The organism is Pseudoalteromonas rubra (assembly GCF_000238295.3).
Classification (GTDB): Bacteria; Pseudomonadota; Gammaproteobacteria; order Enterobacterales; family Alteromonadaceae; genus Pseudoalteromonas; species Pseudoalteromonas rubra.
The window spans coordinates 916,473-936,736 of the sequence record NZ_AHCD03000044.1 but is presented as its reverse complement, the minus strand read 5'-3'; the positions used below and the strand labels follow the sequence as shown (position 1 = coordinate 936,736).

Genomic DNA, 20,264 nt, shown 5'->3' with positions numbered 1-20,264 from the left:
ACGTGAGAAGTGGTTAGAATTCGCGGCAACTTAGGTTATTGCCTAAACTGGGTGGGGAGGCGAAACAAGCTGTTAGCTTCCTTACTCACTAAGTCGCTGTCGATTTTTACTTATAATTAGGTTACACGCCGTTGAACTCAGCCACCTTTACACAAAAGCGTAAGTTTATTGTTAAATTAGGCAAAATGCTTCATCAATACGGAACCCCGGCTTATCGCCTGGAGGCCCATCTGATGGAAGTTGCCACCCACCTGGGGCTTAAGTCGTCCTTTGTTATGTCTCCAACGTCCGTCACTTTTGTGATCTGGACTGAAGGACACGAGGATGAGTACACCCATGTTGCCCGCGTAGAGCCCGGTGACCACAACCTTGGTTCACTGGCCGATACAGATGATGTCGTGAATCGAATGCTGGCAGGAGAGCTCAGTGTCGAGCAAGCAGATCAGAATCTGGATGCCATAACTCAGGCAAAAGACCCCTACGGACGGCTACTCACGGGTATCGCGTTTGCGGTGTCAGGAGGTGCCTTTGCAATGCTAATGGGCACCAGCTGGAATGATGTGCTTTGGTCTGCTGTGTTGTCGATTCTGGTCTTTATCTTCGTCCTCTGGTCAACTCGCTCAAAGCGCGTAACGCACATGCTGGAGCCCGTAGTGGCAATCGCTTCTGCGCTGGCTGCCTGTGCGATTTCGTCGTATCTGGACCCTATGGTCAATATCCGGCTAGTGGTCCTTTCGGCGATAATCGTATTTATACCTGGCCTGGCACTGGCTCTTGGCTTTGCTGAGCTATCTGCACGCCACTTAGTATCAGGGACAGCTCGGGTCATGGATGCCATTATGTTGCTGTTTAAACTGTACTTTGGTGCGTTTTTAGGTATCAGTATTGGCTTTTTCCTGTTTGGACAGAGCGATTATGTGCAGCCCGATCCGCTCCCGAAATGGACAGCCTGGATGGCAATATTGCTGCTGTGTAACAGCCTGATTGTGATTTTCCGCACTAAGCTGAAACACGCCAGCTGGTCTATCGCATCAGGTTTTATTGCCTATGCTGCCAGCATAGGATCCGCCATCTACCTCGACTATTCACTGGGGACTTTTGTCGGCGCATTTGCTGTAGGTGTGTTCAGTAATGTATTTAACCGCACCGTCAACGCGCCTGCCTCGATTGTCGCGATGCAGGGGTTGATTGTGCTGGTGCCCGGGTCAAAAACCTATATTGGTTTAAACTCGCTAATTGAGGGGCAGAACTTTGTGGCAGCCGATCACATCGGCCAGCAGACCTTTTTGATCTTCATGTCTCTGATTGCCGGCCTTATCTTTGCCAACGTGGCACTGCCACCGAAGAAGAGCCTGTAAATCGTGTTTGGCAACACCTAAACAGTCAAGGTGTTGCCAAATGGCTTCTTTGCCTGTAGTTGCGACTACTCAATCTCTCCTTTGCTTCAAACGCATTTTGGGTGACAATCAAAGTCACACTCGGGTGCAAAGGAGCTCACCATGAACGACAACACAGAACAAAAACTGGCTGCCTATCGACTGGTACTCGATTACATCAAGGTCTTTCTGTGGCCCGCAATATTGATCCTCGCCTTTGCTGTCTATGGCGATAAGCTATTCAAAATCATTGAGCAACGAGAGGTTGATGCGTTTGGATTGAAGCTGGGTAAACAAATTGAAGATATCAGCAGCAACTACGAGGCACAGATAGCACAGCTCAAAAAAGACATTGAGGCCAGCCAGGAGCCGACAGCACTCCTAAAAAAGGTAGACGGCATCCAGGTTAACCTGACCAAGCAACTGTCCAATGTAAAACAAACCGCTTTACTGACAGAGACACCGCTTTTATCAGACACAAAAGCACAGGTAGACCAATATGAGCGGGCTGGATTTAATGCTATCCTGGCACGGGATGCATCCGAAGCGCTCTCACAATTTAGCGCAGCAAAGGCCATTTGGCCCGATTATCATAATGTGTCAGAAATTAAGCGCTTACTCAGCAAACAAATGAACCAGTTAAATGATAGCCAAAGCCCCGCCTGGCAAGCTGTGTTTGATACCATTTTGATGCAGTACTCCTGGGGCATGCCGGATGATATCAGAGCCCAATTCAGGCAAGTCGCAACAAAATAGTCATACCAATTTACTTAATTAAGTGTGCTATTTTGAGGCGAAAAAATAGGATCGATAACCAGACGAAAATTTGTGAATCTTTGTCTAAAGTATCAGATTCTAAAAGAGAAGTGTTTAGCGCCTTTAGCGCCCTATTTCCCCTTCAAATTGAACAGGTAATAAGTGAAGTTGGTATCATGCTAGAGCCAGCGTCGGGTTGTGGTCAGAAAATCTCTGTATGCTTGTCCATAGCTGTTAAGCAAGAAGCGCTCTTCTGGTTTGATTTGAAAACGGGTTAAATAAGCGATAAAACTCAGTGCTGTAAGCATCCCCACTGGCGCAGCGAGATACCAGTTAAAGGCCAATAGTAAGCACAGGAAGCCCAGATACATGGGGTTTCGGGTAATACGATATATGCCGCTGGTAACCAGGGTTGAGGCTTTATCTATATGTACCGGATCAACGCTGGTTTTGTGGCGGCGAAATGCAATCACGCCAGCCAGTGCGACTCCCACGCCAACAGAACTCAGTAGAAAAGCACCACACAGCCTTATCCCCTCACCCAACTCCACACGCCCGAATAGCTGAACCAGCCCCCAACTAAGGATCAGATGCAACAACAGTACAACTACAGGCGGGATCCGGGTATCTAACGGGTGAATCCTGGAATCTGACATACTGGTCTCGTACTCCTTATCAGCAAAATATGTCACTTGATTGATATACCGCAATTATTTATCCCATAAAGCAGACAGTTAATCGCAAACACTGGTTTTCAGTCAGCGCTAAAGTAAAATATTACTCACTAGCACTACACTTCGCGGTCTAGTTTATAAGAAAGCGTAATCCCAGAGAACATTTATGAAACTAATTAAAACCTCGCTCGCGCTTGCCATTGGCCTTGCCAGTGCCAGCACCTTTGCCTCATCGGCAAATGACACAATCACAGTTGAAGATATCCCTACAATTCAACGCGTTATCCAAACAGCCGTTAGCCCTGATGGAGAGTCAGTTGCATTTCGTCGCTCTGTCCCCCGTGAGCTGTATGTAGACAGCAACGGTAAAAACTACAGCGAGCTGTATGTTGTTGATGACGAAGGTAATGAAGTACCTTTCATCACAGGTAAAATCAACGTAGGTAAAATTGAATGGTCTGCAGATGGTAAATTTATTTACTTTACGGCCAAGAAAAAAGCAGACAAATTCACTTCACTTTATCGCATCGCAGTAGACGGTGGTGAGGCGCAAAAAGTGCTGTCTCTGAAAGGCACCTCTATCAGCAAGTATCGCCTGAGTCCCAACGGTAAGCAGGTCGCTATTCTGGCCATGCCGGCCAAAGATGCAAGCGAAAAAGAGCTTAAAAAGCTCGGTTTTATGGCTGAAGTATATGAGCTTGGCCTGAAAAACAAGCAGTTACACTTGGTCGACCTGGCAAAGACAAACAAACCTCTGACTCCTGCCGTGGTCCCTGTTGAAGGTTACGTGAGTGACATCAACTGGTCTGACGATGCCAGTAAACTATTGGTGAAGACACAGCCGACTGCATTGATCGACGACCAATACATGAAGTCCAAGTGGCACGTAATGGACGTAGCGACGCAGAAAATCACCACTTCGTTCAAAACCGAAGGGAAACTGGGTGAAGCTGAATTCTCTCATGATGGTAAGTACATTGCCATTTTAGGCGCGGAAGACAAGCACGACCCGGCCAAAGGCCGCCTGTTCCTGGCCAATGCCAAAACCGGCAAAGTGGAAGAATGGATCCCGAACTTTATGGGCCATTTCAAAGATTTTGAATGGTCAAATCGCAAAAATGTTCTGAACTTTATTGCCGATGTCGGCGCAGAAACCTTCATTGCGCAAGTGAAAGTTGGATCAAGCAAGTACAAAAAGCTGGTTAAAGAAGGTAAGTTTATCGCACAAAGCCTGTCAGTATCAGACTCAGACAAAACCATCGGCGTACGTGCAGAAAGCCCGAAACACCCAAGTGAAGTATTTATGGTTCGCTCTAAAAAGCCAACCCGTTTAACCAACTCAAACCCCTGGTTAGACAACAAACGCCTGGCAAAGCAAGAAGCGATTAATTTCAAAGCCCGCGACGGTGTGGAAATTGGCGGTGTGCTTATCTACCCACTGGACTACCAGGAAGGCAAGCGTTACCCACTCATCATGGCGGTACACGGTGGCCCGGAAAGTCATGACAGAAACGGCTGGCTGACCAGCTATTCAGATCCGGGTCAAATGGGGGCAGCACGCGGCTACGCAGTCTTCTACCCTAACTACCGCGGCTCAACAGGTAAAGGCGTTGACTACTCTAAACTGGGTCAGGGCGACTATGCCGGTAAAGAGTTTGACGATCTGGTCGACATGAAAGATCACCTGGTTGAAATGGGTCTGGTCGACAGCAAGCGTGTTGGCATCACAGGTGGCTCTTACGGTGGTTACGCTTCAGCCTGGGGCGCGACTAAACTGACCGAGCATTTCGCCGCCAGTGTGATGTTTGTGGGTGTGACCAACCAGCTATCTAAGTTTGGCACGACCGACATCTCAAACGAAATGTTCCTTGTGCATGCCCGCTCTTACCCGTGGCAGAAATGGCAATGGTACCTTGAACGCAGTCCGATTTACTGGGCTGGCCAGTCAAAAACGCCACTGTTGATCATGCATGGTAAAGACGACCCGCGCGTTCACCCGGCTCAGTCTATGGAGCTATACCGCTACATGAAGGTACAAGACAAAGACGTACGTCTGGTTTACTACCCGGGCGAAGGCCATGGTAACCGCAAAGTCGCCGCTCAGTATGACTACAGCCTGCGCTTGATGCGCTGGATGGACAACTACCTGATCCACGGCAACAAAGACATGCCGGCGTATGAGATTGACCACGCAGCTAAATTAAAAGCGGTGAAAGAGCAAAACAAGTAACCGTCTGTTTTTGCTATTTAAAAAGACAAAAGGCTTGCCAATCTGGCAAGCCTTTTTCATAAGGGTAAAACGATACAGATGGAATCACACAATCAGAAAACAAAACTTTTCGACAGATAGCAAACCTGGCTTAGAATCTCAGCCGAACAGCTCAAAAAGCTAAACTAAATTGCCGATTTCCCCTTTGCTGGCTACAGTTTAGTGATGGTAGACAGTCCTTTGTCGAAAACTTTATGCTGAAATCATCGTTTATGGTGTTGCTACTTTGCCTGTTACTGGGGATTATTTTTGGACTGCCGTTTTTACCGCTTGAAAGTAACCGCAAAGTAGAGGCGCCATTTTTAGCGCACTCGGGAAGCGATAGAGCCGTGGTATTTTTTGGCTTTAGTCACTGTGGAGGCGTTTGCCCTACGACCCTCCTCATTCTAAAAAGTTTATTAGACAACACAGAGCAGCAAACCCAGTGGCCACACATCGTGTTCGTTGATATAGACGAGAACAGTTCCACCCAACAAGCGCAGCGCCATGCCCGCTCTTACCATAGCGCTTTTTCAGGCGTCCATGCTAACGCAGAATTGCTAACTCAGCTTAGTCAGGATTTTGGTCTGAACATTCAACAAAGTGGTGAGCAGATCAGGCATCAGGGGCGTACATATCTGCTCAATCGCACTCAACAACAATGGCGAATAGTCAAGGCTTACAACCCAGAAACCTTTGACTTTACAACGCTAAAAGATGAGCTTTATTAAAGAGGCACACCATGCTAAAAAATCTGCTAATTTGCTATGACAACAATCTCAGCGATTATATGAAAGCCAGATTTACCGAAGACTTCAAGCGCGCTGATAAGATCGTACTGATGACCCTGCTTGCTTTCTATTTTATGGTGGCTCTGCTAACGCCATGGCAAAATGGCTACTTCACCCTTGGGATCCTGGGTGGCGGTGCGGTTTTTGCTATTTGCCTCGCAGCTTATAAAACCATGCCGGGAGCACTCATAACCCGCATCATTATGGCTGTTGGACTAACAGCGATGATGGCCATTTCGATCCAACAGGCAAACGGCCTCGGTGAGGGCCATTTTATATTCTTTCTAAACTTTACCATTTTGATCCGTTATCGGGATGTCGTTCCGCTACTGACGCTCATTGGTGTTACCGTTGCACACCACCTGACCATGACCTACTGCCAGAGCATTGGCGCACAATTATGGGGCACGCCAATTATTATATTCTCCTGGGGCGATCAAACCGACTGGGGGCTGATAGCCCCCTTGCTTTACCATATTGTTATTGCAGTGATTGGGGCAGCCATCGCCATCTACTACATACTGGATGGCAACATCAAATTCGTTGCCTCAACTCAGGTTATTGGCCTGGTTCAAAAAGGGGCCGATGGCGATCTGACTGATCGCATTGAATCAGCTGAGGAAACCAACTTGTCTCGGATCGTAAATGGCTTTTTTGACAGACTTCAAAATACCTTGCTCGATACAGCCAGTACGGCAAAAACACTAGCGCAACAAGCTGAGGACAGCACACAACAAGCGCACAGAAGCGCCCAGGCTGCGCAACAGCAACAATCTGAGATTGCCAAAATATCGACCGCAGTCGATCAGATGACATATGCAACTGGAGAAATCGCCAGTAATGCAGAGCAGACAGCCTCCGCACTGAGTGAAGCCGTTGAAAGCAGCCGCTCAGGGCAGGCAATGGCGGGCAAATTTGAACAAACTATCGACGCCTTGTCTTCTCGGGTCAAAGAAGCAACTCAAGTGTTAGACCAGCTGGAACAGAGTAGCCAGCAGATAAGTACAATAGTTGCCACAATTAGGGGGATCTCAGAGCAAACCAACTTACTTGCACTTAATGCTGCCATTGAAGCTGCCCGGGCCGGTGAGCAAGGTCGCGGTTTTGCTGTGGTCGCCGATGAAGTCAGAGTACTATCGCAGCGCACGCACGCCTCAACAGAGGAGATCTCGGCAATGATCAATACGTTGCAATCTACCTCTCATTCAGCCGTTGAAACCATGAACCAGTGCTACGAGCTAACCTCAGCCAGTGTCAATGACGCCAGCAATGCATCAAAGAGCTTTCGAGAAATCGCTAATCTGATCAGCGATATCAATGCCATGGCGTCACAAATAGCCACAGCTGCTGAGGAACAATCGGCAATGACAACTGACATACGTCAGAACACCGACAATATTCAGAGCGCCTCCAGCCAATTTTTAAGTAATTCGGAGGAAAATCTAAACTACGCCTCTCAACTCAGTGACATGTCAATTCAGCTCAATCATCAAATTCAACAGTTTAAACTTGTTCGTTAGGGGCCGAGGCTTTGCGCTGCTCATAACCCCCTCAAAGGCTGCGTCCCGGCTTCTGAGGCACCATCAATATGATAGCTGTCAAAAGCCAATTTTCACGGCCCGTGCTTCTCTACTGTGTAAAACTGCTCAGAAATAACATTGCACTGGCTCCATGATAAATGTGTAAAAAATTGTTTTACTTTCTGCAGTACATGCCTATAATTCGAACGAATTTAAAAATGGTGACATGGAGTCAACACAATGAAAATGAAGTTATCCGGAAAGATCCTCCCTCTAATTGCGCTAACCACTCTTGCAGGCTGTATGAGTACTGGTCCACATCTAAAGAGCTCTGTCTCTGAAGGTGTTGCTGGTATAGAAGCGCGTCTGCCTTACGCCAATTACAGTAACTACTTCGGTTACGTTGATAAGTCGGTTGTACCAGAAGGCAAATACAAAGGTAAAGATACTTACTACCTGTATGTCTGGGTCCCTGCAGCAGTCGATGAAATTGGTGTTTCTATGATTTCACCTGCGGTTGCTACGCCAGGTGACGACGACTTTGTTCACGCAAACTTTAAACCAGGTATGGCAAAGGATGCCAATAAGTTTTTCGATACTTATATCGTACTGGATCGCATGAACATCATAGATAGCAACAGCATCTCTGATGGTGGTAAAGTGCTACAAAACCTGGGCCGTAATGACGACAGCAGTGAGCTACCAGCTAACCCAAGTGGCGCAAGCTACAATTCTTTGCTGCGTAAAACAACCTCTATGAATAACCCAACTGAAGCACTGGTCCGTGGTGTCTATCGTATCGGATTTACCTCGTTCCGCTCTTCTGTTGAAGGCTCGTTTGAAGCAACAATCGGTACCAATATTCCGGGCGTAAAGATTGCAGCTTCTCTGTCCGAGCTGGATGCACTGGTAAACAAAAAGCTGTAATCCAGATACATCCCTAGCCAATTAAATTATGCCAGCCGCTGTTTCGTTTTGTCAGGGCTGGCATTTTAGATACCAATTTCACTTAATACCTATAATATTTGAAGGAGCAAATATGACGCTAACGGCGTTAAAAATTTCTCATTTAGAACAACTAAATAGCAAAATTTTCGCCTGGTTACCGACTATATTTTCTCGCCTCAAAATAGAACACTTAATTAAGCAAATTGGTATAATCACCCTCGTACTACTTTATCTTTATGCTCAGGCCTGACATTTACTCAGACCGAACCAGCTATCGACATGACGTAAAACCGCCGAGCAGCCCCCCTGTTTGACCAGTGAACTTCCCGCGGCACGGTTACCATTTGCCCGAGAACGGCCTGAACTGAAGTTTTCGACCCCATAATTCTCAACCACATTTTGTTTGCTCACAAAACTGTCTGCACTGCGCTCAATTTTGCCACTTAACATCAACCCAAACGCTGCGACAATGGCTGTGCCTAGCACTATTTTTTTCATCTTTCCTCCTGTTTAATCATATTGTTACCAAAAAAAAAGGCGTGAGTGCTCTGTTGCGTTCGGTTGTGTTGTGACAATCCAAACAACACTGGCTCCGCACTATCTGGCAAATATAAGGTGCCAAACATCCAATCCCAGATGGCCAGATTACTGCCATAGTTTTTGTTGCGATGCGCCGGCTTGCAACTATGGTGTACCTGATGCATAGCCGGACTCACGATAAGATAGCTAAGCCAGCGAGGAAATCGCAAAAAGATATGTGAATGGACTAACGTACCGCCAAGCAGTAACACGCTAAACGCGAATAAATTGGTGCCCAGAATCAACATTTCTGATGCATCTTGCCCCAACGAATAACTGCATAATCCTGCCACCAGCATGCTGGCAAAATAAGTGACTGGCAAACGAAATATCGCTTCGAGAGGGTGAGCCCGGAAATTGGTAAAGGGCGTAAGATTGGTCGCACTGTGATGGCGGCTGTGAATGCGCCATAAATATGGATACTGGTGCAAAATTCTGTGATACCAGTAGTTGAAGAAGTCGAATACCACAAAAGCAATGAGGGTGGTCACGGCCACCGAGGTCTGCGGTGCCACACTGAACTCACTGGGACCAGCGATCGACTCCAGCCATGCAGAAACAAACAGACTGTCTTTTATCGCTCCCCCGCTCAGATACCTGTCTACCAGCAGCGCAGCACTGGCCAGGCAAAAAGAGTTGACCATCAAAGAAACATAATCAATGCGACTGGATTGACTCCACCAGATCCGGGAGGAAAGAAAGGCCCCCTTCAGAGTTTTCCAGTTAACGCGTCTGTTTTGTTTGCGCTTTTTGTAATACAAGAACACAATCGCAATCAATAAATTGGTTGCGACAAACACACTCTCGTTAGAAAGAATTTCGGCTACAGGGTAGACAAGTAGTAGTTCAATAGCCCGAATAAATTCAAATATCAGCTCCGCCATGTATTGCATTATTATTGTTTTTTTAGCAAAAACATGAGAAAAACGTTACACAAAAAGCATTAGCTTGTCCACAATAATCATGTTCAGGTGAGTTAAGTCTTGGCTTTATCTAACTTTAGTTATCTAACTTCGGACAGCCCTTGTATTGGCAAAACGCCCGTATTGCACCATTGCTGTCAGCAAAATAGCCGCAAACATTATTCCGGCAAAAGGCAATGTGTTATCTGCATGCAGAAGCGCAAGCAAGAGTCCAACCAAGGCTCCACTGCCAAAACGTAAAGTACCGATAACCGCCGTTGCTGTTCCACTGTTTTTTTCAAATTCCAGTAACACCAGGGCATCTGCATTTGCTGCAATGATCCCCAGACTCATCATCAGCGGCGCTATACTAAACACCATATAATACAAGGATAAGTCAAACAGACTGAATACAAGTAACGCAGTGGCACTTGCAACACCAAGCCCTAATCCGAGATAGAGCACCTTTCTGGAACCTAACTTAGGCACCAGACGGGTATTTGCAAAGCTCCCCAACATCAGGGCAACCACATTAAAGGCAAAGAGCACACCAAACAGCTGCTCTGAGACATCAAAATAATCAAGATAGATAAAAGGTGCAGAAGTCAGAAAGCAAAAAAAGCCAAACGAGACCAGCATTGAGCTGGCAATGTCTGGTAGTGCCGCCCGATTAGAAAGCACAGTGGCGTAACTGTCAAAAAATAGATGGAGCCCACGTTTATCACTTTTATAGATGGGTACTTCCACCAGATAGAGATAGGCCAGAACCATAATCACAAGCGCGTAGCTTGCCAGGGTCAGAAAAATCCATTGCCAACTGGCCAGGCCCAGAATAGCCGACCCAACACTGGGCGCAACCAAAGGCGCCAGCATCATGATCATAGAAACATAAGACATACCTTTGGCTGTATTAGCCTGATAGATATGACGAATAATACCAGGGACCACAACCGTCGCAGCAGCACCGGTAAAAGCTTGAGTCGCTCTGAGTCCCCAAAGATGCAAAATATCACTGCTGAACGCCAGCAAAAATGAACTCAGCGCAAAGCCACCCAGTCCAAATAAGGCTAGCTTACGTCTTCCAAGCTGATCGGCCAGGGGGCCATATATCAGCATGCCAAGCGCATAACCTGCAAGATAGATACTCAGCGAGAGCTGCACTTGCGGCATGCTTGTGCCCAAACCGTTTGCAATTACCAGCATTGCTGGTAGATACATATCGATTGCCAGCGGCGTAATTGCCACAATACTGGCAAGCAGAGGGAGTAGAATTCGGGTGTTGAAAACGCGTGCAGAATCGTCCATGAATTTCCAAATACAAAGTTAGGAGGCGTGGATTGTATCAGTTTACGTATCAATCTGCACCTCGCCTCCCGCTGTACTCAGCGCATTAACTACTTCTCCCAGCGAGAAAAAATGCCATAACTCACGGCAGCTCCTAACACTGCGTTTAGCGGAACAATCCCAGGCAGAAAATGACCTGCCAGCACGCCCAAAGCGACCGCAGCAATGGCGCTCCAACGCACACTTTGCCACTGCATGTGCTCAAATGCGTGATAACGCTCCCTGTTGAAAACATAATCTGCGATCAACACCCCCCCAACTGGGGGGATGGCGGCAGACAGAAAAGTCAGCCAGCCAACGAAGTGATTGTATAACCACAATGCGCTAAGCGTACCAATAATGCCGTTAAGCACTGCCAGATGACGACTTGACCAGCCTGTGATATTGGCGAATCCGAGTCCAGATGCATACAGTGCATTATCATTGGTGGTCCAGATATTCAGGCCCAGCACGACAATTGCGGGCAACAATAGGCCTTGTAACATTAATACCTGTGCGATATCGGACTCTCCGGTTGCCGCGCTACCTGCCGCACCAAAAATGAACATCAGACTGTTTCCGAGGAAAAACGCAATCAGCGTTATTAACACGGCACTGGCAGGCTTGCGGGCAAAGCGAACAAAATCAGCAGTTAATGTGCCCGCGGAGATAAACGACCCAACTACCAGTGCAATTGCAGCGCTGATGGGCAGCGGCGTTGTCGGCACAAGCGACTGCAATTGACTGATCCCACCAACATCTTGCACCGCCAGCCATACAGAGTACCCCCCGAGTAACGCAATAGCCGGCACAGCAATCACAGACAACGCCATCAACGCTGAAATACCAAAATACACCGTCGTTGTCATGGCAAGACCCGCCACGACGATCAACACATTGGTATCTATGCCAGTTGCCTTGTGAACAGGAATAGCGAACATGGCTACCCCAACGCCAAACCAGCCAACCTGAGTGCCGCCCAAAAGCAAAGAAGGCAACCAGGATCCTTTAACACCGAATGAAAATCGTGCGAGTAAATGTGTAGACAGCCCGGTCGATGCCCCTATATAACCGAGCGCCGCAGTGTATAAACCGAGTAACAAGTTACCAATGAAAACTGCGAGAAAAAAATCGTTAAATGAGAGCCCGGTACCCAGGGTTCCCCCTGTCCACATACTGGCGGAGAAAAACGTCAACCCCAGCATCAACAAGGATAACGCTACGCCGCCTTTTCTGGCTGAGTCTGGAACGGGCTTGAGTCCATAATTACTGTCTTCAGTCACTTTGTGGCCTTTTTGGTATAACAAACTATTCCCTTAATTACAGCACACAACAGTGGAAAAATTATGGAGTATATCAAGCGCCTGTTCAGAGAATTGTCACTGCACTGGGTTTCAACCGGTATACCGTGATTGGTTTTTTCAAAGCTTTAGAATCAAACACTTCACCGTTTTCTTCCGCTTTATGAGCCAGGTAGCGACGCGACTTTTCTAACGTCAACTTAAACACCTCAAACCGGCCTGTTGCCAGCGCTGTTTTACCAACCGCCGCCATAGGAAATACCATCTCACCATCACGTACTTTCACCGTGATCTGTTCTCCCTTCTCCACCTTGAGTGTCATCCAGCAGCCGCGCTTTTTACACACTTTCGTCACCACCCCTTTCACCGTGACATCAGTTTGATGATATTGCTGCGCCTGAGCTAACAAATGTGTGGCATCAATGATATTAGTTTTGTCAGCACCACCGGCAAACTCTATCGGCTGCGCCTGACCAGGCATAACACACAGCAAAGCAAACAAGCTCAGACCCAATTTAATTAACATACTGTTCTCCGAGTTAGACATTTTTGGAAATCGCTGTTGAAGGTAATCCAATCATAACAAGCCCTTACTAAAAATAAAGCAAAAAACCCCTCAATATACACAGGTTAATTACATATGAAAACACCCCAGATGCAACCCATTTACAATCCATTACATAGCGTCTTGCATCTTAAAAAAGATGTAATTACCTTGAATGGGTAAACCACACTAACAAAAAGGAAAATAGTATGAATAAGATGATTAAATCTTCTCTAGCACTCTCGGTTTTGGCAATGCTGAGTACAACGGCCCAGGCTTCACCTGAGCAATGGCAAGGTTATTACAAGGGTCAGTGTGAAGTGATCTCGCCGGCTCGCGGTACGCTTTATCAATTTCCAATGTCACTTGAGGTTGGCGCATCAATCGATAACAAGGCAGACTGGATAGTGACCTATGGAGAAGGCGCACGCAAAAACGTTCGCAACTACAGCTTGCTAACACTCAACGAAAACCTGGGCCATTATGCAATTGATGAAAACAATGGCGTTGTCATTGACCAGTACCTGCTGAACGATGAGTTTTTGAGCCTGTTTGAAGTCGGCAGCACCAAGTTGCAAGTGTCCTATAAGCTGGATAGCAACGGGACAATTGACGTTAACATGAATACGTTTAGCTTCGACCCAATCCGTGAGTCAAAAGTTGGGCATATTGTTGTTTCCAATTATCAGGGTAATACCCAGCAAAGATGTAAACTGTTTAAGTGGTAATCGCACCAGACAGTCGGCCTGTTTATACCAATTTTCTTAATTAAGGGATCTATTTTGAGGCGAGAAAATAGGCTCGATAACACCGCTCTCGCGTCCTGCTATCGCTGAGGCACCTACGTCCATGCAGGCGAGGCAAAAATTTTGCTGCTTAGTTGTTCTAAATGAGAAGTTTTTAACGCTGTTAGCGTCCTATTTGCTACTTCAAATAGACCAAGTATTAAGTGAAATTGGTATTAAACCAGGCCAACACATAAAAAGATAAAGCGGGCCCTCACCCGCTTTATCACAGTTTGCATGATTAACCACCGCCTCCACCAGTAACGGTACCTTCAACCGTCACCATGACATCTACCTCATCTGTTCGGATACGGTATTGGATGCTAGTGATGGAGTTGCCATCAGCTGATAAGAATAGATTAATGACCGGACCATCATCGTCTGCGCCATAATTAATCTGTATACGTTTCTCTTCCTCAAGGTTAGTACGATCAAATATGGCCATAATATCACCCTGGGCATAACTGATACCTGTGTCAAAATCGATAGCGCCATCTGCGCCAATCATCACAGTGCCACGAGAGTGACCGTCACCCACAACTCTATATTCCCCGGCTCTTGCTGTGACTAATTCAAGACCAGCGATCGCGTCTCCCCCATCAGCAATGAACGAACCAAGCAACGTGTTTTCCATGGTAAACAGGTTGATTTCATTCAGCCCCGATGCGGTCACAGACACTTTGTAGACAAACCCACCATCGTCATCTTTATATACGTATTCGCTACCTTCCATCATGACATCGTCAAGCGACATTTCGTCACCATTATTGGCATCTGGATCTGTGTCTATAAACATCATGCCCGAACTGGAGAATGTGAACCGTACTTTTTGCCCATCGGCATAGCTGCTGCCACTGTCCGAAAGCTTAAATACCATATCAAACACCTTACCTTTGAGCACTTCAGGCAACATGACATCATCATCCATATCATCGTCGTCATCGTCTTTTCCGGTCAGTGTCCAGGTGTAGGTCAGATCTGATGTCACCGTGACCCCCTGAGTGGTGACTGAGTAACGCACTGAAACCACAATCTCAGTATCGGAGCTGCTCACCAGCTCAAATGCCAGGTCATTCACCGTCAGCTGTTGCTGAACAAATGAGTCTTCAATCTGTTGTTTAATGGTTTCAAGGTCGTTGGGATCCGGCGCAGGTACGTTCTTAATAACAATTTCTGTGATTTCGGTCGTAATACCCGCCACAGTAGTAGAACCAGTAATAGTTAAAGTATTACCTTCCCCGTCATTGCCGTTATTATCATCATTGTCGTCATCATCATCAGAATCTCCGCCGGAACCAGATGATAACCCGCCGGGAACAAAATCCAATTCGAGTGACCCAAGATCCAGACTAGCAAAAATATCGCTCAGCCCTTCCAGGGTTTTTTTGATGTTATCCAGCGAAAACGTGGTGCTCAGGTCTTCGGTTAACCCCACTTGCTGCGCGTACGCCTGAATTGCACTGGTGTACTCACTGATAAAATTGCTGGCATTATACAAAGGGGATTCAAAAACCTGGTCGCCTACCTTGCCATCTATGGTGAGATCTAAAAAGTCGGCACGCAATGCGTCAACAATAGCCAGCGCAGGTGAACTCGCAGAGCTACCCATTTGTGCCAGTGCAGCCAAAGAAACCGCGTATATACCGGCCTGATCGCTACTCGCAGTGACCCCGCTGGCAGCATCAATCAGTTGAGGGGGCACGGTAATATCTGTCAGAGCCGGGGCCAATGCCACACGAACCTGTTCATTAACAAGGTTAATTGCTTCAGCACTAGTCGCACCGGTATTTAGAATGGCTGTTGCAGCAATTTCCGTGAGTGTCGTCACGCCCACTTCAGACTTAAAAGAACTCAGTACAGCGCGGAGCGTCGTATCGGCGCCAAGGGCCAGAAAAACGCCTTTAGCTTCATCGAAGTACTCAGCGTCGCCTCCACCCAATACCTCAACAATAAACGGCTCGGTAATGGCAGAAGCCAATGTAATGGTAGCAACACCTGTCTCTCCGGTGTTGCCCGTAGCCCCTTCAATGGGCGTATTAGTGGCGAGTAAAATGAGCCTGACATTTGCATTTTTGGTTAATCCCAATGCCGGGCTCACTTTGATTTCAGTGGTTTGTGCGGTTTGATCTGGCGTGTTGTTATTGTCGTCATCATCTCCCAGGCAGGAGGCAAGTATGAAAACAGACAATATGACAAGCCAGTTGCGCAGCTTGTATATCTTCATGGTAGTTCCTGGTTTAGACGGTTACTGATAGTTACTCTGGCACAGCAAGGAGCGACTCCGTCACCATGCCATAGCATCAACAGTTTAGTTTAACGAAATAGTTAACGCCTATTTTTTAACCAAAAAATTCCATTTTTATTTGTCCCCCTCATAAGGGTATTGATGGTGAATGCGGTCCCGACAGGTCATCCCGAGATACTCACAGGTTTTCTGGATCATCTCAGTGAAGCAAGCTGGTGCAGTCTTGTGAATCGAGTTGGATAATATGGAGAACTCTTTGGTACGCAGCTTTCTCAGCTCAGGCCGCAATGTTTCATCATCCATAAAATCGGTGATGCGATCGAAAAAAGCCTTCATTCTCGGTGTAACGGCATACCAATATACTGGAGATGCAAAAACAATATGATCATAGCTCAGCAATGTGCGAAACAATGAACGAAAGTCATCGCCCTTATTGGTGTGATTATAGCAATAATCCTGAATATCATAGTCATCGAGGTACAAAGCATCAGCCTGTAATTGTTGCGCTAGCGCTCGCACCGACTGTGCAGTATTGCCCTGCTTGTTTGAGCTTGAATAAAGAATAATGGACGTCATCGCGGTTCTCCTTTGTGTTATTTGCTGCTAGTCTAAAACCTCAACCAAGATTGAGGTAAAGCATTCAAATGAGCGTAATCGATACACCGGAACGAGATGAGCCCAGACTCAGCGTTGGACAAGTTGCTAAGCGTGCAGATGTTGCCGTCTCTGCACTTCATTTTTACGAAAACAAAGGGCTGATCCGCAGCTGGCGCAATAACGGCAATCAAAGGCGTTACAAAAAAGATGTTTTGCGACGTATCGCCATTATTAAAGCAGGCCAGAAAATGGGCATCACACTGGCTGAAATCAAACAAACCTTAATGTCTCTACCACACAGCGACACGCCTAGTAAAGATGACTGGACCAGAATGTCCAGTATTTGGCGCACCCAACTAGATGAAAAGATTGCTTATATGCAGCGGGTTCGCAGCATGATTGACGGCTGTATTGGCTGTGGTTGCTTATCTATGAGCCGCTGTCCAATATATAACCCGGACGATATGGTGGCCCAGGCGGGCAATGGCGCAGTACTCATAGACAGCCCTGAGCAGGCAAAAAATGCGAAATCTTGTTATGATATGGAAAATCACAATAAAGGAACAAGCGAATGAAAAAAACGGCGCTCAGCCTTTCTCTGGCAGCCATTTTTGCACTGGCAGGTTGTGCTCAGACAACGACTCAAACAGATGCCAAGCAAGCCAGTTCAGTAACCAGTCAACAAACCAATGAAACCGCTTTCAAAGCATTCTCAGAGCAGTTTATTGAACAATTCTGGCAACAGTATCCCGAACAATCTATGTACTATGGCTATGGCAAATATGATGATGTCATCACCATCCCGGATGCTGCGAGCCGCGCAGCCAGCCTGGCCTTTATAGAGGCGCAGCTGGCAAAACTACACGCATTTGATTTAACAAAGCTCAGTGCCAGCCTTAAAATTGATTATCACCTGATAGAAAACAGACTCAAAAGTACCCGCTGGGAAATCGAAAAGTTCAAAAGCTGGCAGTGGAACCCCAGTCGCTACAATGTCTCGTACGGCTTCGCGACCATTCTGAACAGCCGTTTTAAGTCTGAAGATGAGAAACTTCGTCTGGTCTTTAATCGACTCAATTATGTACCTGGGTACTATCGCGCTGCACAGGCAAATATCAAGGATCCGACTTTGGAATATACCCAACTTGGGATCCAGCAAAATAATGGGGCATTTAGCGTTTTAACAGACGACTTATTGACCCGGGTCGATGCGCTAAGCACCTTTAGCGAAAAAGAAAAAGCAGAGTTCAAACAACGCTTTGCTAATGCCAAAACAGCCATCCATGGCTACATAGATTTTCTGACTGCGGTTGAGAAAAAGATGCAATCAACTGGCGAAGCCCGAAGCTTCCGGATTGGTGAGGAACTCTACGAAGAGAAATTTGCGTTTGATATTCAATCGGGTTACACCGCAAAGCAAATGTACCAAAAGGCACTTGCAGACAAAGCCCGCGTAACAACACAAATGATCAAGTTAACCGAGCAACTTTGGCCCAAGTATTTTCCGAATACAACACGCCCCGAAAATGATGCCGAAGCCATAGCTACACTAATCAAACACCTGTCTCAGCGCCATATCGAGAAGTCTGAATTTGTTAACGAAATCAAACGCCAGATCCCCGAACTGGAACGTTTTGTGATGGAAAAAGACTTACTGACATTAGATCCTGAAAAACCGCTGGTTGTGCGCCAGACACCGGATTATATGCGCGGCTTTGCGCTGGCGTCGATTTCTGCACCGGGACCTTACGAGAAAAAAGAGAACACCTACTATAACGTGGAGCCTCTGGATGGACTGACGGATGAGCAGGCTGGCTCAATGCTACGTGAGTACAATCACTGGATTTTACAAATTCTGAATATTCATGAAGCAGTTCCAGGTCACTACACCCAGCTGGTTTACTCCAACACTTCTCCTTCATTGGTAAAAAGCATCTTTGGTAATGGTGCCATGGTTGAAGGCTGGGCTGTGTATACAGAACGCATGATGCTGGAAGAAGGATACGGCAATTTCGAACCAGAAATGTGGCTTATGTACTACAAGTGGAACCTGCGTGTTATCTGCAACACTATCCTGGACTATGGCATTCAGGTTAAAGGATTCAGCAAAGAACAAGGCCTGGATCTGCTAATGAATGGGGCGTACCAGGAACGAGCCGAAGCCGAAGGAAAGTGGCGCCGGGCAACACTCAGTCAGGTTCAGCTTACCAGTTATTACAGCGGATTCCGCGAGATTTACGATCTGCGCGAAGAGCAAAAGAAACAATTGGGCCAGGACTTTGACCTCAAAGCCTTCCATGAAGAGTTTCTCAGCTACGGCAGTGCGCCTGTTAAGTTCATACGTCAACTGATGAACTAAACCCTAATGCCGGGTCGAAAGATCCGGCATAAACAATTGATTTTAAGAATAAGATTTACTAACTATTGAGTTATAATGCTTTCCTGCCGAATAAATTAGTAAAAACAATTGACCAACAATATCACTGGCGCTACATTTTATTTTCATTAAAACAACATGTAAGGCCACAGGAATGACCCCAATAAATACACTTATCCGAACTATGATCCCGCTATTTCTCAGTGCGTGTACTATAACGGCACATCCAATCAACGCGGAAAATATCCCTGAATTAGCGCTCAATGGCACCCATCACACAATCACCGTAAAGTGTGAACATGATCCGCTGGCACTCAGGCGTATGCTCGACTACCTTCATGCCCTGTCATTTGACATGACAGTCGAATTTTCAGGTCAGTGCATGGGGCCAATTCTCATCGAACGCGATGGGATCACACTAACGGGCCAGGATCAGCAGGCAGCGTCGATCAAGCTCGGCGACAGCGATGAACAGCAAAGTGTAATACGCATAAAATCCGCGGTGTCCACACTTAGAAACTTTGCAATAGACACACCTGAAAACGCGCTGTCATTGCACGTTGACGCCAATGCAACCGTCACAATAGATGGCCTTAAAACAACGCATATTTTTGACCCCAAAGCCCCTTTTTACCCCTTCCTTGCAGATGAAAACAGCACGCTTTATGTGAAAAACCACAAAGGGTTACAGTTGAAGGTATCCGGTAGTTCAGCGGCAAACCTCATGGAGGGCAATCGTCAGGTGGCATTGAATGTCACCGATACCTCCATGGCCCGCTCAACCAGCAGCAATCAATTTGATGATGTTGAAGTGTCTGGTAACGGCTATTTTCTGGGTGACAACCAATCCAGCATTCAGCTGCTTAAAATCTGGAGCAAAGGCGTGGCTGAAGTAAACAACCAAAGCTCGGTTAAAGAAATCATGATGGGTGGTCAAACTCTGTTCGCAGCATATAGACAGTCGAACATCACAGGACCCTACAGACTATGGGGTAATGTGGTATTCGAGCTGGAGCACTCCTCAGCGACCGGGTGGCAGCCCGTTGACAAGCCAAACTCTATCATCTCGGGTCACAATGCAACGGTGAACGGCGTTTTTTATCCAGATTGGGATTGGCGTGGTCAATAGTCTTGAGTGACAAAATTATCACTATGGGGACCCTTGCGGTCCCCAGTCAAATTATCATTATGGATATTTTATTTCCCAGTTGCTTGCCTAAAACCCACACTATGTTACTATTCGACCGCCTTATTAATAGTCTAAGTGACTATTAAATATACATATAATACTAATCTAT

Annotated in this window: 18 protein-coding genes; 10 read left to right on the top strand and 8 right to left on the bottom strand. The window is 46.6% G+C overall.

Annotation, left to right across the window (positions count from 1 at the left end; all coding sequences use genetic code 11):
• Nucleotides 1–131 precede the first annotated feature (131 nt).
• Nucleotides 132–1,358 carry a threonine/serine exporter family protein gene (locus tag PRUB_RS24680; protein WP_010380678.1) on the top strand — a complete coding sequence of 409 codons (1,227 nt, stop codon included), beginning with the start codon at nt 132–134 and terminating at the stop codon, nt 1,356–1,358.
• A gap of 141 nt (nt 1,359–1,499) precedes the next feature.
• Nucleotides 1,500–2,132, top strand: a complete 633-nt coding sequence (locus tag PRUB_RS24675; RefSeq protein ID WP_010380677.1) for a hypothetical protein — start codon at nt 1,500–1,502, stop codon at nt 2,130–2,132.
• A 179-nt stretch (nt 2,133–2,311) separates the two neighbouring features.
• Here PRUB_RS24675 and PRUB_RS24670 read toward each other — a convergent pair whose 3' ends face one another.
• On the bottom strand, nt 2,312–2,788 hold the full coding sequence (locus PRUB_RS24670; protein ID WP_010380676.1) for a methyltransferase family protein: 477 nt from the start codon (nt 2,786–2,788) through the stop codon (nt 2,312–2,314).
• Nucleotides 2,789–2,972: 184 nt separating this feature from the next.
• Here PRUB_RS24670 and PRUB_RS24665 point away from each other — a divergent pair, with 184 nt between their 5' ends.
• The 4 genes from PRUB_RS24665 to PRUB_RS24650 all read left to right on the top strand — a co-directional run bounded on the left by PRUB_RS24665 (nt 2,973) and on the right by PRUB_RS24650 (nt 8,292).
• Entirely contained in the window at nt 2,973–5,036 is a 2,064-nt protein-coding gene (locus PRUB_RS24665; protein ID WP_010380675.1) for a S9 family peptidase, read from the top strand.
• 233 nt (nt 5,037–5,269) lie between these two features.
• On the top strand, nt 5,270–5,785 hold the full coding sequence (locus PRUB_RS24660; protein WP_010380673.1) for an SCO family protein: 516 nt from the start codon (nt 5,270–5,272) through the stop codon (nt 5,783–5,785).
• A gap of 11 nt (nt 5,786–5,796) precedes the next feature.
• A complete protein-coding gene (locus tag PRUB_RS24655) occupies nt 5,797–7,365 on the top strand; it encodes a methyl-accepting chemotaxis protein (RefSeq protein WP_010380671.1) in 1,569 nt (522 codons plus the stop codon).
• Between the two features lie 240 nt (nt 7,366–7,605).
• Entirely contained in the window at nt 7,606–8,292 is a 687-nt protein-coding gene (locus PRUB_RS24650; RefSeq protein WP_010380670.1) for a LipL32 family surface lipoprotein, read from the top strand.
• 261 nt (nt 8,293–8,553) lie between these two features.
• Here the strand turns inward: PRUB_RS24650 and PRUB_RS24645 are convergent, their stop codons facing one another.
• The 5 genes from PRUB_RS24645 to PRUB_RS24625 form a co-directional block, all read right to left on the bottom strand.
• Nucleotides 8,554–8,811: a hypothetical protein gene (locus PRUB_RS24645; RefSeq protein ID WP_010380669.1), complete on the bottom strand. Its 258-nt coding sequence runs from the start codon at nt 8,809–8,811 to the stop codon at nt 8,554–8,556.
• Complete coding sequence (locus PRUB_RS24640; protein ID WP_010380667.1) at nt 8,808–9,785, bottom strand: sterol desaturase family protein; 978 nt, start codon at nt 9,783–9,785, stop codon at nt 8,808–8,810. Before PRUB_RS24640 ends, PRUB_RS24645 begins: the two co-directional genes overlap by 4 nt.
• A gap of 114 nt (nt 9,786–9,899) precedes the next feature.
• Entirely contained in the window at nt 9,900–11,099 is a 1,200-nt protein-coding gene (locus tag PRUB_RS24635) for a Bcr/CflA family efflux MFS transporter (RefSeq protein ID WP_010380666.1), read from the bottom strand.
• A gap of 89 nt (nt 11,100–11,188) precedes the next feature.
• On the bottom strand, nt 11,189–12,400 hold the full coding sequence (codB, locus tag PRUB_RS24630) for a cytosine permease (RefSeq protein WP_040644823.1): 1,212 nt from the start codon (nt 12,398–12,400) through the stop codon (nt 11,189–11,191).
• A gap of 85 nt (nt 12,401–12,485) precedes the next feature.
• A complete protein-coding gene (locus PRUB_RS24625) occupies nt 12,486–12,944 on the bottom strand; it encodes a DUF4920 domain-containing protein (protein WP_010380664.1) in 459 nt (152 codons plus the stop codon).
• Nucleotides 12,945–13,171: 227 nt separating this feature from the next.
• On the opposite strand from PRUB_RS24625, the gene PRUB_RS24620 reads away from it, so the two are divergent.
• Entirely contained in the window at nt 13,172–13,690 is a 519-nt protein-coding gene (locus PRUB_RS24620; protein WP_010380662.1) for a hypothetical protein, read from the top strand.
• A gap of 298 nt (nt 13,691–13,988) precedes the next feature.
• On the opposite strand, the gene PRUB_RS24615 is transcribed toward PRUB_RS24620, so the two are convergent.
• Nucleotides 13,989–15,971, bottom strand: coding sequence for a hypothetical protein (locus PRUB_RS24615; RefSeq protein WP_010380661.1), 1,983 nt, complete (start codon nt 15,969–15,971; stop codon nt 13,989–13,991).
• Between the two features lie 135 nt (nt 15,972–16,106).
• A complete protein-coding gene (locus tag PRUB_RS24610; RefSeq protein WP_010380659.1) occupies nt 16,107–16,568 on the bottom strand; it encodes a flavodoxin family protein in 462 nt (153 codons plus the stop codon).
• A gap of 68 nt (nt 16,569–16,636) precedes the next feature.
• Between PRUB_RS24610 and soxR the strand changes: the two genes are divergently transcribed.
• The 3 genes from soxR to PRUB_RS24595 all read left to right on the top strand — a co-directional run bounded on the left by soxR (nt 16,637) and on the right by PRUB_RS24595 (nt 20,095).
• On the top strand, nt 16,637–17,164 hold the full coding sequence (soxR, locus tag PRUB_RS24605; protein WP_010380658.1) for a redox-sensitive transcriptional activator SoxR: 528 nt from the start codon (nt 16,637–16,639) through the stop codon (nt 17,162–17,164).
• Nucleotides 17,161–18,948, top strand: coding sequence for a DUF885 domain-containing protein (locus tag PRUB_RS24600; RefSeq protein ID WP_010380657.1), 1,788 nt, complete (start codon nt 17,161–17,163; stop codon nt 18,946–18,948). Before soxR ends, PRUB_RS24600 begins: the two co-directional genes overlap by 4 nt.
• Before the next feature lie 172 nt (nt 18,949–19,120).
• Nucleotides 19,121–20,095: a hypothetical protein gene (locus PRUB_RS24595; RefSeq protein WP_010380656.1), complete on the top strand. Its 975-nt coding sequence runs from the start codon at nt 19,121–19,123 to the stop codon at nt 20,093–20,095.
• The last annotated feature ends 169 nt before the right edge of the window (nt 20,096–20,264 follow it).